At 69.9% G+C, this 17,524-nt stretch carries 18 protein-coding genes; 9 read left to right on the top strand and 9 right to left on the bottom strand.

From position 1 onward, the window contains the following. Nucleotides 1-5 precede the first annotated feature (5 nt). The 5 genes from AAG827_RS06360 to AAG827_RS06340 all read left to right on the top strand — a co-directional run bounded on the left by AAG827_RS06360 (nt 6) and on the right by AAG827_RS06340 (nt 5,257). A complete protein-coding gene (locus tag AAG827_RS06360) occupies nt 6-668 on the top strand; it encodes a response regulator transcription factor (RefSeq protein WP_341925049.1) in 663 nt (220 codons plus the stop codon). Then, on the top strand, nt 665-2,011 hold the full coding sequence (locus AAG827_RS06355) for a HAMP domain-containing sensor histidine kinase (RefSeq protein WP_341925024.1): 1,347 nt from the start codon (nt 665-667) through the stop codon (nt 2,009-2,011). Before AAG827_RS06360 ends, AAG827_RS06355 begins: the two co-directional genes overlap by 4 nt. 70 nt (nt 2,012-2,081) lie before the next feature. Next, the gene (locus AAG827_RS06350; RefSeq protein ID WP_341925022.1) at nt 2,082-3,692 is read left to right on the top strand and encodes a hypothetical protein; all 1,611 of its coding nucleotides are present in this window, start codon (nt 2,082-2,084) and stop codon (nt 3,690-3,692) included. Between the two features lie 16 nt (nt 3,693-3,708). Further along, a complete protein-coding gene (locus AAG827_RS06345) occupies nt 3,709-4,488 on the top strand; it encodes a polyprenol monophosphomannose synthase (RefSeq protein WP_341925021.1) in 780 nt (259 codons plus the stop codon). Then, nucleotides 4,475-5,257, top strand: coding sequence for a GtrA family protein (locus AAG827_RS06340; RefSeq protein ID WP_341925019.1), 783 nt, complete (start codon nt 4,475-4,477; stop codon nt 5,255-5,257). Before AAG827_RS06345 ends, AAG827_RS06340 begins: the two co-directional genes overlap by 14 nt. On the opposite strand, the gene AAG827_RS06335 is transcribed toward AAG827_RS06340, so the two are convergent. The 9 genes from AAG827_RS06335 to AAG827_RS06295 all read right to left on the bottom strand — a co-directional run bounded on the left by AAG827_RS06335 (nt 5,222) and on the right by AAG827_RS06295 (nt 13,203). After that, nucleotides 5,222-6,445, bottom strand: a complete 1,224-nt coding sequence (locus AAG827_RS06335; RefSeq protein WP_341925018.1) for a HupE/UreJ family protein — start codon at nt 6,443-6,445, stop codon at nt 5,222-5,224. The genes AAG827_RS06340 and AAG827_RS06335 overlap by 36 nt on opposite strands. Before the next feature lie 38 nt (nt 6,446-6,483). Further along, nucleotides 6,484-7,551 (bottom strand): cation diffusion facilitator family transporter, encoded by a 1,068-nt coding sequence (locus tag AAG827_RS06330; RefSeq protein WP_341925017.1) that lies wholly within the window; start codon nt 7,549-7,551, stop codon nt 6,484-6,486. Next, a complete protein-coding gene (locus tag AAG827_RS06325; protein WP_341925016.1) occupies nt 7,548-7,928 on the bottom strand; it encodes a metalloregulator ArsR/SmtB family transcription factor in 381 nt (126 codons plus the stop codon). Before AAG827_RS06325 ends, AAG827_RS06330 begins: the two co-directional genes overlap by 4 nt. A 1,187-nt stretch (nt 7,929-9,115) precedes the next feature. After that, a complete protein-coding gene (locus AAG827_RS06320) occupies nt 9,116-9,775 on the bottom strand; it encodes a VTT domain-containing protein (RefSeq protein WP_341925015.1) in 660 nt (219 codons plus the stop codon). A gap of 149 nt (nt 9,776-9,924) precedes the next feature. Further along, nucleotides 9,925-10,740: a hypothetical protein gene (locus AAG827_RS06315; RefSeq protein WP_341925014.1), complete on the bottom strand. Its 816-nt coding sequence runs from the start codon at nt 10,738-10,740 to the stop codon at nt 9,925-9,927. Continuing rightward, entirely contained in the window at nt 10,682-11,455 is a 774-nt protein-coding gene (locus tag AAG827_RS06310) for a phosphatase PAP2 family protein (RefSeq protein WP_341925013.1), read from the bottom strand. Before AAG827_RS06310 ends, AAG827_RS06315 begins: the two co-directional genes overlap by 59 nt. Beyond that, nucleotides 11,452-12,222: an alkaline phosphatase family protein gene (locus tag AAG827_RS06305; RefSeq protein WP_341925012.1), complete on the bottom strand. Its 771-nt coding sequence runs from the start codon at nt 12,220-12,222 to the stop codon at nt 11,452-11,454. The genes AAG827_RS06310 and AAG827_RS06305 overlap by 4 nt, the downstream gene beginning before the upstream one ends. 271 nt (nt 12,223-12,493) lie before the next feature. Beyond that, nucleotides 12,494-12,637, bottom strand: coding sequence for a hypothetical protein (locus tag AAG827_RS06300; protein ID WP_341925011.1), 144 nt, complete (start codon nt 12,635-12,637; stop codon nt 12,494-12,496). Nucleotides 12,638-12,846: 209 nt separating this feature from the next. Further along, complete coding sequence (locus tag AAG827_RS06295; RefSeq protein WP_341925009.1) at nt 12,847-13,203, bottom strand: hypothetical protein; 357 nt, start codon at nt 13,201-13,203, stop codon at nt 12,847-12,849. Between the two features lie 187 nt (nt 13,204-13,390). Here AAG827_RS06295 and AAG827_RS06290 point away from each other — a divergent pair, with 187 nt between their 5' ends. From AAG827_RS06290 to AAG827_RS06275, 4 genes are read left to right on the top strand one after another with little or no spacing between them, the layout of a single operon-like run. Continuing rightward, nucleotides 13,391-14,068 (top strand): response regulator transcription factor, encoded by a 678-nt coding sequence (locus AAG827_RS06290; protein WP_341925008.1) that lies wholly within the window; start codon nt 13,391-13,393, stop codon nt 14,066-14,068. Further along, nucleotides 14,061-15,473, top strand: coding sequence for a HAMP domain-containing sensor histidine kinase (locus AAG827_RS06285; RefSeq protein ID WP_341925007.1), 1,413 nt, complete (start codon nt 14,061-14,063; stop codon nt 15,471-15,473). The genes AAG827_RS06290 and AAG827_RS06285 overlap by 8 nt, the downstream gene beginning before the upstream one ends. Next, nucleotides 15,470-16,165, top strand: a complete 696-nt coding sequence (locus AAG827_RS06280) for a response regulator transcription factor (protein WP_341925006.1) — start codon at nt 15,470-15,472, stop codon at nt 16,163-16,165. Before AAG827_RS06285 ends, AAG827_RS06280 begins: the two co-directional genes overlap by 4 nt. Then, a complete protein-coding gene (locus AAG827_RS06275) occupies nt 16,162-17,475 on the top strand; it encodes a HAMP domain-containing sensor histidine kinase (RefSeq protein ID WP_341925005.1) in 1,314 nt (437 codons plus the stop codon). The genes AAG827_RS06280 and AAG827_RS06275 overlap by 4 nt, the downstream gene beginning before the upstream one ends. The last annotated feature ends 49 nt before the right edge of the window (nt 17,476-17,524 follow it).

Below are 17,524 nucleotides of genomic sequence, written 5' to 3'. Positions count from 1 at the left end.
ACGCCATGTTGGTCGGCATCTGTGAGGACGACCCCGCCATCCGGCGTCTGGTCACCCAGGCGATGGGTTTCGCGGGCCACGAGGTCCTGGCGGCGCACGACGGTGGCGAGGCCCTGCGCCAGTTCGGACCCGAGAGCGCCGTGGACGTCCTCGTCATGGACATCGGGCTTCCCGACTCCGACGGTCGAGACGTCACCCAGGCCCTGCGCTCAGCCGGCCAGTCGGCGCCCGTGCTGTTCCTCACCGCACTGGGCGCCGTGCACGACAAGCTCTCGGGCTTCAGCGCCGGCGGCGACGACTACCTTCCCAAGCCGTTCGACGTCAAGGAGCTCATCGCCCGCGTGGAGGCGCTCGCGAAGCGCGGACGCCTGGCCCTCACCACCGAGGTCTCGGGCCTCGTGCTCGACCCGGCTCGGCACGGGGTCCGTTCCGGGCAGGGCGAGATCCTGTTGACCCCGACCGAGTACCGCATGCTCGCAGCCCTGACCTCCCGACCGGGAGAGGTCGTGAGACGCCGCGCCGTCGTCGCGGCAGCCTGGCCAGACGGTGCCGTGGTCAACGAGAACACCATCGACTCCTTCGTCCGGCGCATCCGGGCCAAGCTCGACACCATCGGCTCGCCCGTCACGATCGAGACCGTCCGCGGTGTCGGGTTCCGCCTGACGTGAAGCGCTCCCGCACCGGCATGACCAGCTCGTTCCGCGGCCAGATCGTCATCCTGACCGCGTGCGTGACGGCCTTCGCGATGATCGCGCTCACCATCGTGCTCCAGCTGATCCTCGCCGACCTCAGCAGGACCAATGTGGACACCGTGCTCGAGGATCGCGCCGATGCGGTGGTCAGCACCGTCAGCGACGCCGACAGCCAAGGCCTCGCGGTGACCTCGGCCGAGCTCGACACCGGCGTCGTGGTCTACGACGCCCAGGGAGCCTCCGTCGCGGGGGTCGCCTCCTCGCCACTCGCGGACATCTATGACGAGCTGAGCACGACCGACACCACGACCTACCGCACCGCCGGAGACACCGCCCGCGTCCTCGCGCTGCCCTTCCTCAGCGACGCCGGCGACCAGGGCGTCGTCGTCCTGTCCGAGCGCCTGGGCCCCTACGAGGCCGCAGAGCGCTACGCCCTGATCGTCAGCCTGATCACCGGCGCTCTCGCCACCGCCGCCGCCGCCGCGATCGCGGCCTGGGTCACCACACGTGCCCTGAGACCGGTCAGCGTCCTGGCCCGGACAGCGACGGACTGGAGCGAGCACGACCTCTCGCGGCGCTTCGAGCTCGGAGCACCCACCAACGAGATCACCGCCCTCGCCGCCACCCTGGACACCCTCCTCGACAAGGTGTCGGCTGCGATCCACACCGAGCAACGACTCACCGCCGACCTCGCGCACGAGCTGCGCACCCCGCTGACGGCGGTCCAGGGCGCGGCCGACCTCGCCCTCCTCCAAGGAGGCCTGCCACCCCACGCCCACGAGAGCCTCGAGGAGATCTCCGCTGCGAGCCACCGCATGGCCGCCACCATCACCACCCTGCTGGACGTGGCCCGCAACGCCGACACCTTGCGCCAGGCAGCGACGTGCTCGATCGCAGCGGTCGTCGACGACGTCACGAGCACCCTGGCCGCCGACGGCCAGGGCGTCGACGTCGAGGTCGAGGTCGAGGTCGAGGTCGACGTCGTCGACCTTCAGGTCGCCGCCCCGCACTCGGTCGCAGTCCGCGCCCTGGCCCCCGTGCTGGCCAACGCCCTGCGCTTCGCTGACAGCCGCGTCACCGTCACCGTGGCCGCCAGCACCACGGGGATGATCGACGTCGTCGTGGAGGACGACGGACCCGGTGTCAGCGGAGGCGACTGCGAGGAGATCTTCGAGCCGGGCGTGAGCTCGACCGGAGGGTCCGGCGCCGGACTGGGGCTGAGCATCAGTCGCCGCGTGGCACGCAGCGTCGGTGGCGATCTCGAGCTCACTGATGCGGGACCACCCACCCGTTTCGCGCTCCGACTCCCTCTCGCCTGACCGGCACCCTCCCCGGGGCTGGCTGGCTCCGGTCAGGTGGGTGGCAGGCGCACCGCCACACGCTGGGTCCATGACGACGACCGTGGCACCACGAGCGCCCGCTCCTGGCGTGCGCTCACCGTGGCCACGACGGCATCTCCTCGCGCAGGTCTGGTCGCCGGCCGGCGGTGTGCTGGGGCTCGCACTCTCGGCCTTCCTGGTCCGGTTGCCCTTCGCGGGCCTACCCCTGGGGCCCGATGAGGGCGGCCTCCTGCTCGTGGGTTCCCAGTGGGGTCCGGGCACATCGCTCTACGGCGACTACTGGGTCGATCGCCCGCCGCTGCTCATCGGGTTCTTCGGCCTCGCCGACCACCTCGGGGGCACCGTCGCCCTGCGCGTGCTCGGGGCCGGCTTGGTGGCGATCTCGGTGCTGCTCGCCGGTCGGATCGGCGCACACGCTGTCGCAGGAGGTCGCGGCACCCGCTGGGCGCCTGCGCTGACCGCCCTCCTGACCGCAACCCTCCTCGTCAGCCCGCTGGTCGACGCCCTGGAGGTCAACGGCGAGCTCATCGCGCTCCCCGCGATCCTCCTCAGCATCGAACGGCTGCTCCGCGCCCAGACAGCCACCTCGCCCTGGGCCCGGTCGCAGTTGCTCCTCACTGCAGGAATCGCTGCGGCCGCCGCCGTTCTGGTGAAGCAGAACGAGGTGGACGCCCTCCTCCTGATCGCTCTCCTGGCCGCACGGACCGCCTACCGTCGAGGCCCCCGGGCCGCCCTCAGCGACATCGCGGTCCCGGCGGCAGGCGCGCTGCTGGGCGCCGCCCTCGCCCTCGGGTTCGCGGCGAGCCGCGGGACGTCACTCGCCGGGCTCTGGGAGGCAGTGGTCACCTTCCGCCTCCACGCCTCGGCGGTCATCAGCGGATCCGCCAGCGACGCGACCTCGATCCGCCTGGACCGCCTCCTGCTGTCCCTGGCCGTGACGGGCGCCCCGGTCATCATCGGACTCCTGATCGTCCGGCTGCGTCGGCGTCACGAGCGCAGCGGCGTCGATCTACGCGTCCCCGCGCTCGTCCTGCTCACCTGGGAGTGCATCGCGGTGCTCGCCGGCGGCAGCTACTGGCTGCACTACCTGATCCTCCTGATCCCCGGACTCGTCCTCGCCGTGGCCGCGATCTGTGCCGCGCCGTCCGCCACCCCCGACCCGGTGCCGGGGCGGCAGCCGGCACCGCGATCCTCAGTCGTCGTCCCTGGGGACCTGCTGGCGGCCCTCAGCTACGTCGTGGCAGCGGCCCTGGTCGCGACGGTCGCCGTGGCGGCCCGGACCTCCGGGGCCTACCATGCCGACCCCCTCGTCTCGTGGCTCTCGACCCACCAGCAGCCCGGCGACACCGCAGTCGTCGCCTACGGACACCCCGACATCCTGCGCGCCAGTGGGATGGCCAGCCCCTATCCCGAGCTCTGGAGCCTGCCCGTCAGGGTCCGCGACCCCGACCTGAAGGCCCTCACCGCCGTCCTCGCCGGCGCCTCACGTCCCGACTGGGTCATCACCACCGGAGACAGCCTGGCCGGCTGGGGCATCGACCCCACGACAGCCCAGGTCGAGCTGGGCCTCCGCTACCGCTACGTCGGCGACATCGACGGCTACCGCGTCTTCCACCAGATCACCCCCACCAGTCCCCCATCAACAGAGCCCACACCGTGACCGCCCAGGAGAAGCCATGCCCGCACCACGCGTCGTGATCGTGATCCCGACCTACGACGAGGCCGACAACATCACCGAGCTCCTCACCCGCGTGAGGGGCGCCTCACCCGAGGCTGATGTGCTCTTCGTCGACGACCAGAGCCCCGACGGGACGGCAGAGCGCATCCGCGAGCACACCGCTCGTGACCCTCGCGTGTTCCTGATGAGCGGGGAGGAGAAGCAGGGACTCGGTGCGGCCTACCGGGCGGGGTTCGCCTGGGCACTCGACCGCGGCTACGACGTCGTCGTCCAGATGGACGCCGACCTCTCCCACCCACCCGAGCGGATCAGCGCCCTCGTCGCCGCGCTCGACGACGCGGACATCGCGGTCGGATCGCGATACGTCCCCCAAGGATCGGTGCAGAACTGGGCCCGGTCCCGTCGCCTGATCTCCCGACTCGGCAACCTCTACGTCAGGTTGGTCCTCGCAGTGCCCGTGCACGACACCACGGCCGGCTTCAAGGCGTTCCGGGCCGAAGCGCTCCACGCGATCGACGTCCTGAACAGCACCTCCAACGGCTACTGCTTCCAGATCGAGAACACCTGGAAGGCCCACCGCGCCGGTCTGCGGATCGCCGAGGTGCCGATCACCTTCGTCGACCGGACACGCGGCTCCTCCAAGATGTCCGGCGCCATCGCGGCCGAAGCGCTCGCCGAGGTCCTCGCGTGGCGCTGGGCCGAGCTCACCCGGCCGCGTGCCGACGCACCCGTCGCCCAGGAACGTCCCACCTCGAGGAACGACCATGCTGCTGCCTGAGCTACTCCGCCGCATCGACCCACGCGAGTTCGGGACCTTCCTGGCCGTCGGCGGCGCCGGCTACGTCGTCGACGTGCTGACCTTCAACGCGCTCCTCGACTCCGGACCCCTGGCCGGACACCACCCCGTCGCGGCACGTGCCGCCGCTGTCCTGGTCGCCACCGCCGTGACCTACCTCGGCAACAGCCTGCTCACCTGGCGCGGCACCGGACGCGCGACGAGACGACGCGAGGTGACGCTGTTCATCCTGTTCAACACCGTCGGCTTCGGGGTCTCGGCGCTCTGCCTCATCCTGTCCCATGACCTGCTCGGCCTGACCTCCCGGACCGCGGACAACATCTCGGCCAACGTGATCGGCGTGGGAGTCGGCACCATCGTCCAGTTCCTGTCCTACCGCCGGTACGTGTTCGTCAACACCGATCGTCGCGATCGCGCTCACCCCGGAGCCACCGCTGACCTCAGGGTTGCCGCGTGCCCGCGACTCTTGGGGACTAGCCAACAAGCCGATCACACAGGCTCAGTGCGTTTGACCCAAACCTCGTCGTTCTTACCCCCGGCACTCATCGAGGCCGCCTGGGATCCGGCAACATGGGCTGAGGCCGTTCGGCCCTCAGCGGTGGGTGTCCGTAGCAAGACGGTCGAGATGGGTGAGTCCACGAGAGGCTCGGTGGTGGGGTTCCGTGAGCATGAACAGTGGCGCGGCGGCGCACCTGGGTGGGGACAGGAGCGTTGGTCAGATGCGGGAGAGCCAGTTGGTCGAGAAAGCTGAGAGGCTCTCGAGCTCGAGCTGCTCACACGTCATGGCCTCGCGGATCTGGACGGCGCGCACGACAGCACCACCCGCCAGCGGGTCCGTGTCCAGGCCGGCGACGACCGACGGGGTTGCGGCCCCCACCAGCAGTCCTCGCCCCTCCGGGGAGGCCACGAGCGCTTCAAGGGCTTCCAGGGACGTGGTGTCCAGGTCGGGGTCGTACCAGACGACGACGTACCCGTCGCCCAGTGCATGCCCGAAGTCGTCGACCGGCACGATGTCGTCCGGGCCGTAGAACGATGCCGGTGGGTGCCCGCCGGTGCCCGGGATGACGTCGGTCCTCTCCTCGATGAGGCACGAGGTGCCGTCCGCGAGCGTCGCCTGCTCCGCGGGGGCCTCGGCGGTGACGGCGTCCAGGGCCAGCTGGCCTGCTGCGACGGCGCCCACGAGGAACAGTCCTGCGCACAGCAGCTGGCGGGCCAGGACCTCGCGGGTGCGCGGCTCGGCCTCCTCGTCGTCCACTTCGTCCACCGCCGCATCCACGGGTGCCCGGCGGCTGGGCGTCTCCTCGTGCGTCAGCAGGGCGTCCTGGGTGTCTGTCGTCGTCGGGGCTGCTTCGATCAGGGGACCTTCGTCGCGCGCAGGGGTCGGGAGCGGGCGGAGGTAGGAAGCGGCGAGGGTCCCGAGGACGAGCATCGCGAAGATCGCGGTGGCCTGCCCGATCTCGATGCCGATGTTGAAGAAGATGACGTTGGCGAGCTTGCCGTCCTCGGGGAGGTCCAGTGCGTCGAAGCGGGTGGCGAGGCCGAGGCCGTGGATGAGCCCGAACACCGTGACAGCGGTCGCGAACCAGCCCCAGCGAGTGGGCCGTCCGATGATGCCGACGCAGCCAACGAACGCGACCGAGAGCGCGATGACGGCGTCCACTGCGTCGGCATCGACGCGCCACCCCGCGATCGTCGCCGCGATGAGGGTGGTGGAGTGACCCAGCACGAAGAGGCTGATGAGCTTGACCGCGAGCCGGAACGACTGGGCCAACAGCAGCACCCCCGCCACGAACGCGAGGTGGTCCCAGCCGAGAAGCATGTGCTGGACGCCGATACCGATGAACCCGAGCGTCGAGGTCTCGGCAGCATCGCCACTGATGCCGTGGGCGTATGCGGGTGCTGGGACGACCACGGCCACGATCAGGGCAAGACCGGCCATGACCCTGGCGGTGACAGGTGACGTCGCGGTGACGGACATCAGGAAGGACGACCCTCCTCGAGGGGGTGGTGGGCGCTGCTGCCGCTCTCTTGGGTGGCGGGGCTGACGTGGACGGTGACGGTGTCCATCTTCGCCACGGCCGCCAACACCGCCGCCTCGGCAGCGTGCGCCAGCTGGTGCGCCTGAGCGAGACGCAGCGACGGGTCAGTGAGGATGCTGGCCTCGCCTCGCATCCGGTGCCCGACCCAACGCACCCGCAGGTCCTCGACACCCCACACTCCGGGAACCGCGAGGAGCGCATGTTCGGCGCTAGCCGTGAGGTGCGGGTCCACCGCATCCATGAGACGCCGGTACACGTCACGTGCGGCGCTGCGCAGCACCACCAAGATCGCGACGGTGATGAGAAGACCGACCACGGGGTCCGCCAACGGCACCCCCAGCAGGCTTCCGAGCGCACCGACCACGACCGCCAGCGAGGTGAACCCGTCCGTGCGCGCGTGGTGCCCATCCGCGACCAACGCTGCCGACCCGATGCGGCGCCCCACGCGCATCCGGTAGCCGGCGACCAGCTCGTTGCCGGCAAAACCCACCAGACCTGCCACCATCACCAGCCACGGATGCGTCAACGGCTCGGGGTCGAAGAGGCGCCGAGCCGACTCGACGCCCGCGACAACCGCCGAGGCCGCGATCATCAGCACGATGAACACCCCCGCGAGATCCTCAGCGCGCCCGTACCCGTACGTGTAGGCCCGCGTTGCAGGCCTACGTCCGACCACGAACGCCACCCACAACGGGACAGCGGTGAACGCGTCGGAGAAGTTGTGGATCGTGTCCGCCAAGAGCGCCACCGACCCTGTCACCGCGACCACAGCTGCTTGAGCGACTGCTGTCACCAGGAGAAGCGCCAGGCTGATCTTGACCGCGCGGATGCCATCTGTGCTCGCCGTCAACGCATCATCGAGCGAGTCCGCATGATCATGCGAGTGCCCGCCTACAACGGCGCGAGCCCTCCTGAGCAGGCCACCCGAGTTGTGCCCGTGGCCGTGCCCATGCCCGTGGTCCGGCGTGTGGTCCTCGTGGCCGGAGTGTGCGTGGTGCGGGGTCATGGCGCGACCTCGGGGCGTTGGTGGTGCGCGGGCACCCCGGGCCCCAGGTGCTCGGCATGCTGCAGGGCGTCGGTGACGAGCTGGCGGGCATGGTCGTTGGCCAGCTGGTAGTAGATCGTCGTGCCTTCTCGACGCGTGGTCACCAGCCTGGCGAGCCGCAGCTTTGCGAGGTGCTGACTCGTCGCCGCCTGAGGCTTGCTAACCGCTTGGGCCAGGGCCTGGACCGACACCTCGCCGTCGACCATGTGCCACAGCAACCTCACCCGGGTGCCATCGGAGAGCATGCGAAACACCTCCACAGCCACGTCGACCGACTCAACATCTGGGCTTGTCACCGATCCCCCCAACCTAACCTTCTTGTATGCGCATAGAAGCATACATGGTGCAGTCGGAGAGGGATGGTGGTGGATCTCCGGCGTGGCTCCGTGGACAGCAGCTCGGCCTCACCCGAGGAATGCGCCGGCCTCAGCGCGGCACCGGTGACCTGGCCCAGCTACGGGCTCCTGTCCTTCTGCCCGCCGTTCCTTTCGCCGAACGGACCGTGTGCGGCGCATCGCAGACCGGCCGTTCGTCGAACCGGCCATCGGCTACAAGCGAACGGTTGGGGACAGAATTCATCAGCTCAGAGTCAGTGCGGGGCACAATCTCGGACCTCCACGGCGAGCCTCGAGCGAAGACCGAGGTCTTGGAGGTCCGTCCCTGAGGTGAGAGACGCCCCCGGCGGATCGTGCGCGGACCGATGCCAGAAGACGGATAGCCGTGCTTGCCGATCATGACGGCGACAACAGCGAAGAGCACGGGCACTGTAGTGACATGGGCACCCCGTGTCCGGGCGCGGCGCGGTCCTTGATCGCCCGGAATCGGTGCCATCGGCTTGCAGCGCGTGGATCACGCAGGCCGTGCGGTGCGAGGCCGGAGACCCACGACACCAGCACCACAGCGACGATTCGACGTGGTCCTGCACCGTTGAGCTGGCGCCCATGGGGTCACCTCGACCGCCCCTGTTCGCAGGAGAGGGCCCCGGCGATCGTGGGACCTAGCCACCGGGATCGGCCACCGTTCGGCTAGGACCTGGGGTGCGCTGATGTTCCGCGGGCCAGCTGGTCGGTCAGCTCACGTCGACAGGTTGCTTCCACGACGTCCAACAGACGGGAGGCAGGAACATGATCGCGGTGCAGCTCATGCGCGACGCGGTGCACGACCCTGGCAACCTCGTGCCCAGGGACAGCGCCGCTGTACTCCAACGTCAACCTGGCAGCGAGGGCGCTACACCCGCCGCGTCCGTCGATGGCTGTAGCTGTCGCTGGCGCCCACTCCGCCAGACCGGTAGCCGTACTAACAGGAAGACCCAAAGAGCGACGGAGAGCCCGTAGTTCGGCAGGACTCTCCGCACGCCTGTTGACGGCTACGTCGGGTCCGGGACCGCGGACAAGGGCTGGCCGCCCTGACAGTGCCGAAGGTCGCCAGGCAGCGACCTCCGTGGCCGCGGCCGGACCGCCTGCAAGGACCGCGGTGGCCGACAGAACGAGCCCGGTGGCCGCGGCCGCGAGTGCTCGCCGCACATTCATCTCAGCACCTCGAGGGGCTCGACAGGAACGCCATCCCCGTCGGCCTTGTGCCGCGCGGCGATCCGGTGTCGCACGACTGCGGCTGCTGCGGGGACCAGCGAGAGCGCCACCATCCCGATCGTGAACAGCTCGACGTGCGCAGCCACGATCGGCACGCCTCCGAGGAAGTAGCCGGCGACGAGGAGTCCGACCGCCCAGAGGGCCGCTCCCGCGAGGTTGAAGACTGTGAAGGTGCGTCGCGGCATCCGCGCCACTCCGGCGACGACCGGGGTGAAGGTGCGCACGACGGGGACGAAGCGAGCCAGGATGACGGCCTTCGAGCCGTGCTTGGCGAAGAAGGTCTCGGCGCGCTGCGCGTGCGAGCGGGAGAACAGCCGCGACTCGGTGCGACTGAAGACTCGTGGGCCGAACCGGCGCCCCAGGAGGTAGCCCACCTGGTCGCCGGCCGCTGCCGCTCCGAACAGGCCGGCTGCGACCAGCACCAGGGGCAGGTGGATCACGCCCGTGGCGACCAGGATGCCGACGGTGAAGAGGAGCGAGTCGCCCGGGAGGAAGAACCCGACGAGCAGGCCCGTCTCGGCGAAGACGATGACCATGGCGAGCAGCAAGGCTGCCGGGCCCAGCCCGTAGAGCAGCGGTGTCAGGAAGGCGATCATGGTGGCACCGTAGGAGCGGGCACCTGCCAGGCACCTGACTGCTTCGCGACTGCAGGTCCCTGATCCGGCGTCGCCGAGGACGCGCCAGGGCCCCGGAGCGCGTGTGATCGCTCCGGGGCCTTGGACTTTCCTCTCGGTGTGACGTCAGTTCAGCTCCGTACGGCCTGTTCCTCGGGCGTGGGCGGGGCCGCGAGCTCGGTGCGGTCGATGCGGGTCACGGTGAGGTAGACGACCGTGGCGAGGATGGTGCCGAGGAAGACCAGGCTCGTGACCAGCGTGCCCAGGCCGAGCCCGCCGTCGCCGTTGGGCAGCGCCAGGAAGTCGCCGATGTTGGCGCCCAGCGGGCGGGTCAGGATGTAGGCGAGCCAGAACGAGAGGACCGGGCCCATCCCGAAGCGCCAGGCTGCCAGCACGGCGAGGATCAGGCTCGCGGGGAGCAGGATCGAGGCACCCGCAGACCATCCGGTGAGCTCCAAGGTCCAGTCCCCGACGGCGGTGCCGAGGGCGAAGGTGACCAGGACGACCAACCAGTACCAGGCCTCGCGGGGCGTCGTGTTGATCGAGTGGATCGACAGCGTGCGCTCTCGGGCATACCAGGCGGCGAACACGCCGGCGAGCAGCACGGCGAAGACCGTGGAGCTGACCCACAGGGCGACACCGTGGGCGTCGGTCAGGTTGTCGGTGAGCAGCGTGCCGACCACGCTGATGAGGACCACCGCGAGCCAGTAGATGCCGGGGATGTAGCGGCGGGCCCGGAACTGCAGCGCCAGCACGACCGCCAGACCCACCGAGAACAGGACCGTGGTGTTGGTGAGCCCGAAGCCGAGCGTCTCGTTGACGTAGTCGGCGAAGCTCTCCCCCACCGTCGTGCAGAGGATCTTGATGACCCAGAAGAAGACGGTGACCTCAGGGACCTTGTTGAGCATGCGTCGGCCGGTGCTGCCGGCAGGGAGTGTTGTCGTCATGCAGAGCACTCTGCGACGAACAACCTGCACACGACCTGACTGCAGGGCCCCGCCGGAAGAGCGACGGCGGGTAGAGCAACGTGGTCGCCGCGACGCAGAACAGACCGAGCGCATAGCCGCCCGCAACGTCCGAGAGGTTGTGCACGCCGAGCATCACCCGATCCGCTCCCACCAGCAGGACCAGGAGGAAGGCACCGACCACGCACCCACGTCGTGCCGCTCGCGACACCTGGAAGGAGAGCACCACCGCGATCACGGCTGCCGCGCCGGCCACGATGGCCGAGGCGTGTCCTGACGGGTAGGAGAACGTGGTCAGGGTCTGCACCGGATCGACCCAGACCGGGCGGTCTCGATGCACCAGCACCTTGAGTGCTGTCGTGCTGGTAGCCGTCGTGACCGTCACCAGCACCAGCCACCTCGCGAGTCGCCCATCCCCCCGTCGCCAGGCCGTCACGACCAGAACAGCGACGTACACGGCGGTGCCGAGGGTGCCGAAGGCGCTCTCCACCCACAGGAGCCCCCGGGTGAGGCCCCCGTGCTGGAGGGTGAAGGCCTCAGCCGGTCTGCCGATGGCGTGGTCGAGGCGGAGGAGCGGCGACCACTGCGCCACCACGAGCCCCGCCAAGGCCACCACCACGCCGGCACACACCAGAGCAACGAGCACCAGGGTCCGACGATGCGCCGCAGCGAACGACCGGTCACGAAGCTCGCTCACAGGCCGAACGCAGCTGTCATGTCGGGAGCGTCCGAGCCCTCGCCCAGCGGCTCGACGCCGAGGACGTCGGCGATGAAGCGGGTCAAGGAGTAATGGGTGAGGGGCGTGCCGACGACCACGCCGTCCAGCACGGGTGTCAGCACCGAGGTGAGCACCGTGTTGTCCGCGGACCGATCGTCCTCGTCGGCCGTCACCACGACCACCAGTCGTCCGCTGAGGAAATCGTCGCTCGACAGGACGGGCTGGAGCGTTGCCTCGAGCCACGCATCCGCTGTCGCCAGCGAACCGTCATGGGCGTCGTTGTCGAGGTTGGGGACCAGGAGGCCGACGTTGGGCAGGTCGTCCGCGCTCGCGTCCGCCGCGAACGTCTCCGTGCTGACGTCATGCTGCAGGCAGTCCTCACGTCCAGACGTGAAGTAGACCCAGGGGTTGTGCCGCACGGCGTACTTCGGCACCCCGACCGCCTTGTCGGGGTCGTCATAGACGTGGCAGCTCTGCGGCATCGACTCGGCATAGGTCCGCGCCGTCTTGCCCGCAGCCAGGGCCTGATCGAAGACCGACCGCGCGTCACCGACGTCACCGACGTTGGCCTCGGGAGCCTGATCGTCGAGGATCCCGAACGTCGAGCCGCCAAACATCGCGAGGTAGTTGGGCTCGCTGGGATGGGTGATGGCCGACCAGCTCGTGGCATAGCCGTAGCGCTCCGACAGAGCCGCCAGGTAAGGCATGCCCTCGCGCATCTGGTCGTAGGTGTGGTTCTCCTCCACGATGACGAGGACCTTCGTGGGGGTGAGGGGATCCGGCGCAGCCGTCGCACCAGGTGGCGCCGCGCCGGGGTCATCAGCAGCACTGCACGCCGTGACTGCTGTGCATGCCGCGGCCGCCGCGGCCAGTAACGCGATCGCTCGTCTGGTCGTGCTCTGGCGTTTCATCGTGCTCCCCCATGTCGTGGCCGTGGTGGCCATGTGCACTCGTAGGTGTGCGTCCCAAGCTGACGGACCGACGCTGTGAGGACGCTGAGTACCGGCGCGCAGCCGGCTATCCGGCTGCGGCCAACGGGATGCTGAGCGTGCCGAGGAAGTCCGCCCCGGTCTCACCGATCCCTGTCGTGAGGAGCTTGACGACCCAGAAGAGCAGGAACACCTGGGGCACCTTCGGTGCCGGAAACACTCGAGTACGCATGCTGCGGGACGCTAGGTCGCCCTTCCTGCACGTCACCTGACTGCACAAGAGAGCATCCCGGCGCGCGAGGCCCGACGTGAGGAACGAGCACTGCCAGGAGGCTGAGAACCCCTCGGGCCGTGGACGCAGCACAGTGGGGTCACCGCGGACGGTGACCCCACTGGCGCACGACGCTTCCCCGGGGGAGTCGGCGCCGCGTCTAGGACGGGCTAGTTGGCCTCGCCGCTCTCGTCGGCGTCCTGGTGACCCGGCTCGTTCGGGTTCGCGTCGGGGCCCTGGTCAGCACCGTCCGACGCCTCCTCGGCGCCATCGGCCTCCTCAGCGCCGTCGGCCTCGTCCACCTCACCGCTCTCGTCGGCGTCCTGGTGACCCGGCTCGTTCGGGTTGGCGTCGGGGCCCTGGTCGGGACCGTCCGAGGTCTCCTCGGCGTTGCCGGGGGTCTGCACCGTCGACTGGTCCGGGCTGGTGGAGTCGTTGGCCTGGGCAGCCATCACCCCACCGATGCCCACACTGGCGATGACGGCCGTGGAGGCGATGAGGGCCATGTTGCGTCGGATGTTGCGCATGATCTGCTCCCTTCGTCGACCGCACCCTGCGGACTGACAACAGCAACGATGCCGAGGTGTGGCTGTGAGGACGCTGAGCCCACCTGAGAGTCCCCACAGTCGATGGCGACGATGGCTCGTTCACAGTGCGCTCTCAGCCGACAGCGAGGAGCATGGCCTCCACGACACGGGCGAGGAGGGGGCACAGATGCGCGTACTGCTGGTCGAGGACGAGGTCCGCCTGGCCGAGACCATCCGCCGCGGCCTCGTCGCGGAAGGCTTCGTCGTGGACGTTTCCCACGACGGGATGAGCGGCCTGGAGGAGGCGGAGACGACGCCCTACGACGTCATCGTCCTCGACATCATGCTTCCTCGGCTCAATGGCTACGACGTGTGCCGTCGCCTGCGCGAGGCGAAGAACTGGACGCCGATCCTGATGCTGACCGCCAAGGACGGCGACCTCGACCAGGTCGACGCGTTCGACCTCGGCGCTGACGACTTCCTGACCAAGCCGTTCTCCTTCGTGGTCCTGGTCGCCCGTCTGCGGGCCCTGGTGCGACGCGGGGCGCCCGAGCGCCCGGCGCAGCTTGAGGCGGGCGACCTGACTCTGGACCCCGGCACCCGCGTCGTACGACGGGGCGGAGCCGAGGTGTCGCTCACGCCGCGTGAGTTCGGGCTGCTGCACTACCTGATGCGCCACCGCGGGGACGTGGTGTCCAAGACCGAGATCCTCGAGAGCGTGTGGGACCTCAACTACGACGGTGACGACAACGTCGTGGAGGTCTACGTCGGCTACCTCCGTCGCAAGATCGACCAGCCCTTCGGGCGTCGGGCCATCGCGACCGTGCGAGGCGTCGGCTACCGGCTGGAGAGCAACGGTGGGTGAGGCTCTGCGACCCCGCACCCTGCTCGGCCGTCGGCCAGGTGGCCTGCGGCTTCGGACCTCTGCTGCCGCGACGGTGGTCGTCGCCCTGGTCCTCGCCGCGGCCTCCCTGGCCTTCGTGCTCCTGCAACGTCACCAGCTCGAGTCGTCGCTGAGCGACGTCGCACGCCAGCAGGCCAGCGACATAGCAGCCCAGGTGGGGCTCGAAGGCACCCAGGTCGACCTCGTCGGCGGCGGTGGTGACCAGTCCCTGGTGCAGGTCGTCAACGTCGATCGGACGGTGGTGGCAGCCAGCAGCTCGGTCACGGGAGAACCCCCGGTGGTAGCGCTCTTCCCTGAGCCTGGCGACGTCGTCACCCTCACGAGCGCCCGACTTCCCATCGGAGAGGGAGAAGACTTCGTCGTCGTCGCCGAAGGCGTCGACGGCCCCGACGGACCAATGGTCGTCCTGGCGGCCCAGAGCCTCGAGACGGTCCAGGAGTCGACGGCCATCGTCGGACGGCTGCTCGCCTTCGGGTCTCCGCTCGTCCTCCTGGCAGTGGCACTGACGATGTACTGGCTCACGGGTCGGGCCCTCGCCCCGGTCGAGGCGATGCGGCGCCAGGTGGCCACGATCGACGGCACCGCCACCCTCGCCGCGCGGGTCCCGGTCCCGCCCGGTGGGGACGAGATCACGCGACTGGCCCGGACGATGAACTCCATGCTCGACCGGCTCCAGAACGCAGCGGACACGCAGCGGCGATTCGTCGGCGACGCCTCCCACGAGCTACGGAGCCCCCTGGCCACCATCCGAGCGGCGCACGAGATCCAGGCCCTCCACCCCGACTCGGCCGACTGGACCACGACGTCGGCCGAGGTGCTCGCCGAGCTCGACCGCGTCGACCGGCTCGTCGCTGACCTCCTGCTCCTGGCACGCTCCGACGAGCACGGACTGGCCTTGCGCGTGCAGGACGTCGACCTCGACGACCTGGTGCTGGCCGAGGCCAGCAGGCTCCGACGCGACGGGCGGCTCGAGGTGGTCGTCTCCGCCCCTCCCGTGCGGGTCCGGGCAGATGAGCACCACCTCGCCCGGGCGCTGCGCAACCTCACCGACAACGCGCAGCGGCACGCGTCCTCGCGGGTGGAGCTCACGCTGAGCACTCGCGGGGACGTGGCGCGCATCGAGGTGGTCGATGACGGATCCGGGGTGCGGCTGGCAGACCGCGAACGGATCTTCGAGCGCTTCGTCCGCCTGGACTCCTCTCGGGCCCGCGACAGCGGCGGGACCGGCCTCGGCCTCCCCATCGCCCGGCACATCGCCCGCGCGCACGGCGGTGACCTCATCTGCGGCGAGGCCCGCTCGGGAGGGCCATGCTTCCTCCTGACCGTGCCCCGCACCCTCGACACCGAGAACGAAGCGCTGCCGTGAGCCCAGATCCCCTCTCCTCGCCCTCGATCCTGGTGATCGAGGACGACCAGCGCATCGGCGCCTCCCTGGAGCGCGCCCTGGGTGGCAGCGGCTACCGCGCGCGCTGGGAGCGGTCGGGCGAGGAGGGGCTGCGAGCGTGCCAGGCAGACCCGCCGGACCTGGTTCTGCTCGACCTGGGCCTGCCTGACATGGACGGCCTGGACGTGTGCCGCGAGATCCACGCCCGCCATCCCACGGTCGACATTCTCGTGCTCACAGCGCGCGACGAGGAGCTCGACGTCGTCCTGGGGCTCGACGCCGGCGCCGTCGACTACATCACCAAGCCCTTCAGGCTCGCCGAGCTCCTCGCCCGGATCAGGGCTCAGCTCCGCCGGCACGGGGAGCGGTCGCAGGCCACGACCGTCTGTGGCGACCTGCGGGTCGACCCGGAGGCGCGACGCGCCTGGCGGGGCGAGGAGGAGCTCGAGCTCAGGGCCAAGGAGTTCGACCTCCTGGCCCGCCTCGTGGCTGACACCGGGTCGGTCGTGACCCGGGAGACGCTCATGAGCGACGTCTGGGACGAGCACTGGTTCGGGTCCACCAAGACGCTCGACTTCCACATCGCCGCGCTGCGTCGCAAGCTCGACCGCGACGGAGCCCCCAGTCGCATCGCCACCTTGCGTGGGGTCGGCTACCGGTTCGAGAGCGCATGAGGCGGCGCATCCTCACCGCGATCCTCTCGGTCACGGCCATCGCCATCGTTCTCTTCGCGATCCCCTTGGGGCTGGTGGTTCGACAGCTGGTCGGCGAGGACGCGGCCTTGAGGGTGGAGCGGCAGGCGGTACTGGCCGCACGCGAGGTCCCCGCCGACTTCACGGCCGGCGACGACCCCGTCGAGCTCCCTGCGACCACCGACCAGGTCCGCCTCGGCCTCTACGGTCCCGATGGGGCACTCGTGACCGGCTCCGGACCCGCTTTCGTCGAGCCGGCCGTGCGACGTGCGCTGTCCAACCAGGTCGTCGACATGGAGCTTCCTGGGCTGAGGGTCGTTGCCGTCCCGGTCGCAGCCGACGAGCAGGTCATCGGGATCATCCGCGCCGAGCAACCCACCGATGCCAGCGACCAGCGCGCGCTGCATCTCGTGGGCCTGCTCGTCGCCATCGCCCTCGCCGTCATGGTCGTCGGCTCCGTCATCGGGGCGCTGTTGTCCTCCCGGCTCGCACGTCCCGTGCGCGCGTTGCGCGATGCTGCCGTCGACCTCGGGCGCGGCAATTACGCGGTGAGTCTCCCCCGCACCAGCATCCCTGAGATCGACGAAGCCGCCACCGCATTGACCAGCGCAGGAAGGACCCTGGAAGACCTCATCGCGCGTGAGCGCTCCTTCAGCGCAGACTCCTCCCACCAGCTCCGTACACCGGTCGCCGGGATGAGGGCAGCCATCGAGACCGAGCTCCAGTTCCCTCGCGGCGATGCCACCACGGTCCTCCACGAGGTCCTCACCGACCTCGACCGTCTCGAGACCACGATCACCGAGCTGCTCAGCATCGCCCGGACACCCGAGGTGGCCGGGACAGCACTTGACCTGGAGCCGTTGCTGCTCGAGGCCCGCACCACCTGGAGCCCCCGTCTTGAGGCCGAGGGACGCACGATCTCCCTGGAGGCGACCGAGCCGCTCCCCCCGGCCTGGGCCAACGAGTCCATGCTCAAGCACGTCCTCGACGTGCTGCTCGACAACGCCCGACGACACGGCCGCGGCGCCGTCCGCATCGTCGTGACGGCGGCCGGACCTCACGTGACCGTCTCCGTCCACGACGAAGGGCCACCGTTCTCCCCCAGCGCCCGCGACGCCTCCGGGACCACGAGCACGACCACTGACCCCTCCCACGGTCACGGGCTACCGCTCGCCACCCGCTACGTCGAGGCGATGCGTGGCCGGCTCGTGGTCCACACCACCGGACCGACCACCCGCATCGACATCGTCCTGCGGCGAGCCGCGATCAGTTCTTACCCTCCCCTGGCCTAGCACCACCCTGGCACTGGCCCGCCTCCTCCTAGCGTCGTGGAAACACCTC

The sequence above is a fragment of the Nocardioides psychrotolerans genome (assembly GCF_943371775.1).
Classification (GTDB): domain Bacteria; phylum Actinomycetota; class Actinomycetes; order Propionibacteriales; family Nocardioidaceae; genus Nocardioides; species Nocardioides psychrotolerans_A.
Note: the sequence above shows the minus strand (reverse complement) of the source record. Positions and strands in the feature narration are given on the sequence as shown.

Excerpts from the sequence above, each read along its gene's own strand:
- AAG827_RS06360 (WP_341925049.1), top strand. The coding sequence starts at position 6 with ATGTTGGTCGGCATCTGTGAGGACGACCCCGCCATCCGGCGTCTGGTC.
- AAG827_RS06275 (WP_341925005.1), top strand. The coding sequence starts at position 16,162 with ATGAGGCGGCGCATCCTCACCGCGATCCTCTCGGTCACGGCCATCGCC.
- AAG827_RS06340 (WP_341925019.1), top strand. The coding sequence starts at position 4,475 with ATGCTGCTGCCTGAGCTACTCCGCCGCATCGACCCACGCGAGTTCGGG.
- AAG827_RS06345 (WP_341925021.1), top strand. The coding sequence starts at position 3,709 with ATGCCCGCACCACGCGTCGTGATCGTGATCCCGACCTACGACGAGGCC.
- AAG827_RS06320 (WP_341925015.1), bottom strand. The coding sequence starts at position 9,775 with ATGATCGCCTTCCTGACACCGCTGCTCTACGGGCTGGGCCCGGCAGCC.
- AAG827_RS06325 (WP_341925016.1), bottom strand. The coding sequence starts at position 7,928 with ATGCTTCTATGCGCATACAAGAAGGTTAGGTTGGGGGGATCGGTGACA.
- AAG827_RS06350 (WP_341925022.1), top strand. The coding sequence starts at position 2,082 with ATGACGACGACCGTGGCACCACGAGCGCCCGCTCCTGGCGTGCGCTCA.
- AAG827_RS06335 (WP_341925018.1), bottom strand. The coding sequence starts at position 6,445 with ATGGCCGGTCTTGCCCTGATCGTGGCCGTGGTCGTCCCAGCACCCGCA.
- AAG827_RS06330 (WP_341925017.1), bottom strand. The coding sequence starts at position 7,551 with ATGACCCCGCACCACGCACACTCCGGCCACGAGGACCACACGCCGGAC.
- AAG827_RS06290 (WP_341925008.1), top strand. The coding sequence starts at position 13,391 with ATGCGCGTACTGCTGGTCGAGGACGAGGTCCGCCTGGCCGAGACCATC.
- AAG827_RS06300 (WP_341925011.1), bottom strand. The coding sequence starts at position 12,637 with ATGCGTACTCGAGTGTTTCCGGCACCGAAGGTGCCCCAGGTGTTCCTG.
- AAG827_RS06295 (WP_341925009.1), bottom strand. The coding sequence starts at position 13,203 with ATGCGCAACATCCGACGCAACATGGCCCTCATCGCCTCCACGGCCGTC.
- AAG827_RS06315 (WP_341925014.1), bottom strand. The coding sequence starts at position 10,740 with ATGACGACAACACTCCCTGCCGGCAGCACCGGCCGACGCATGCTCAAC.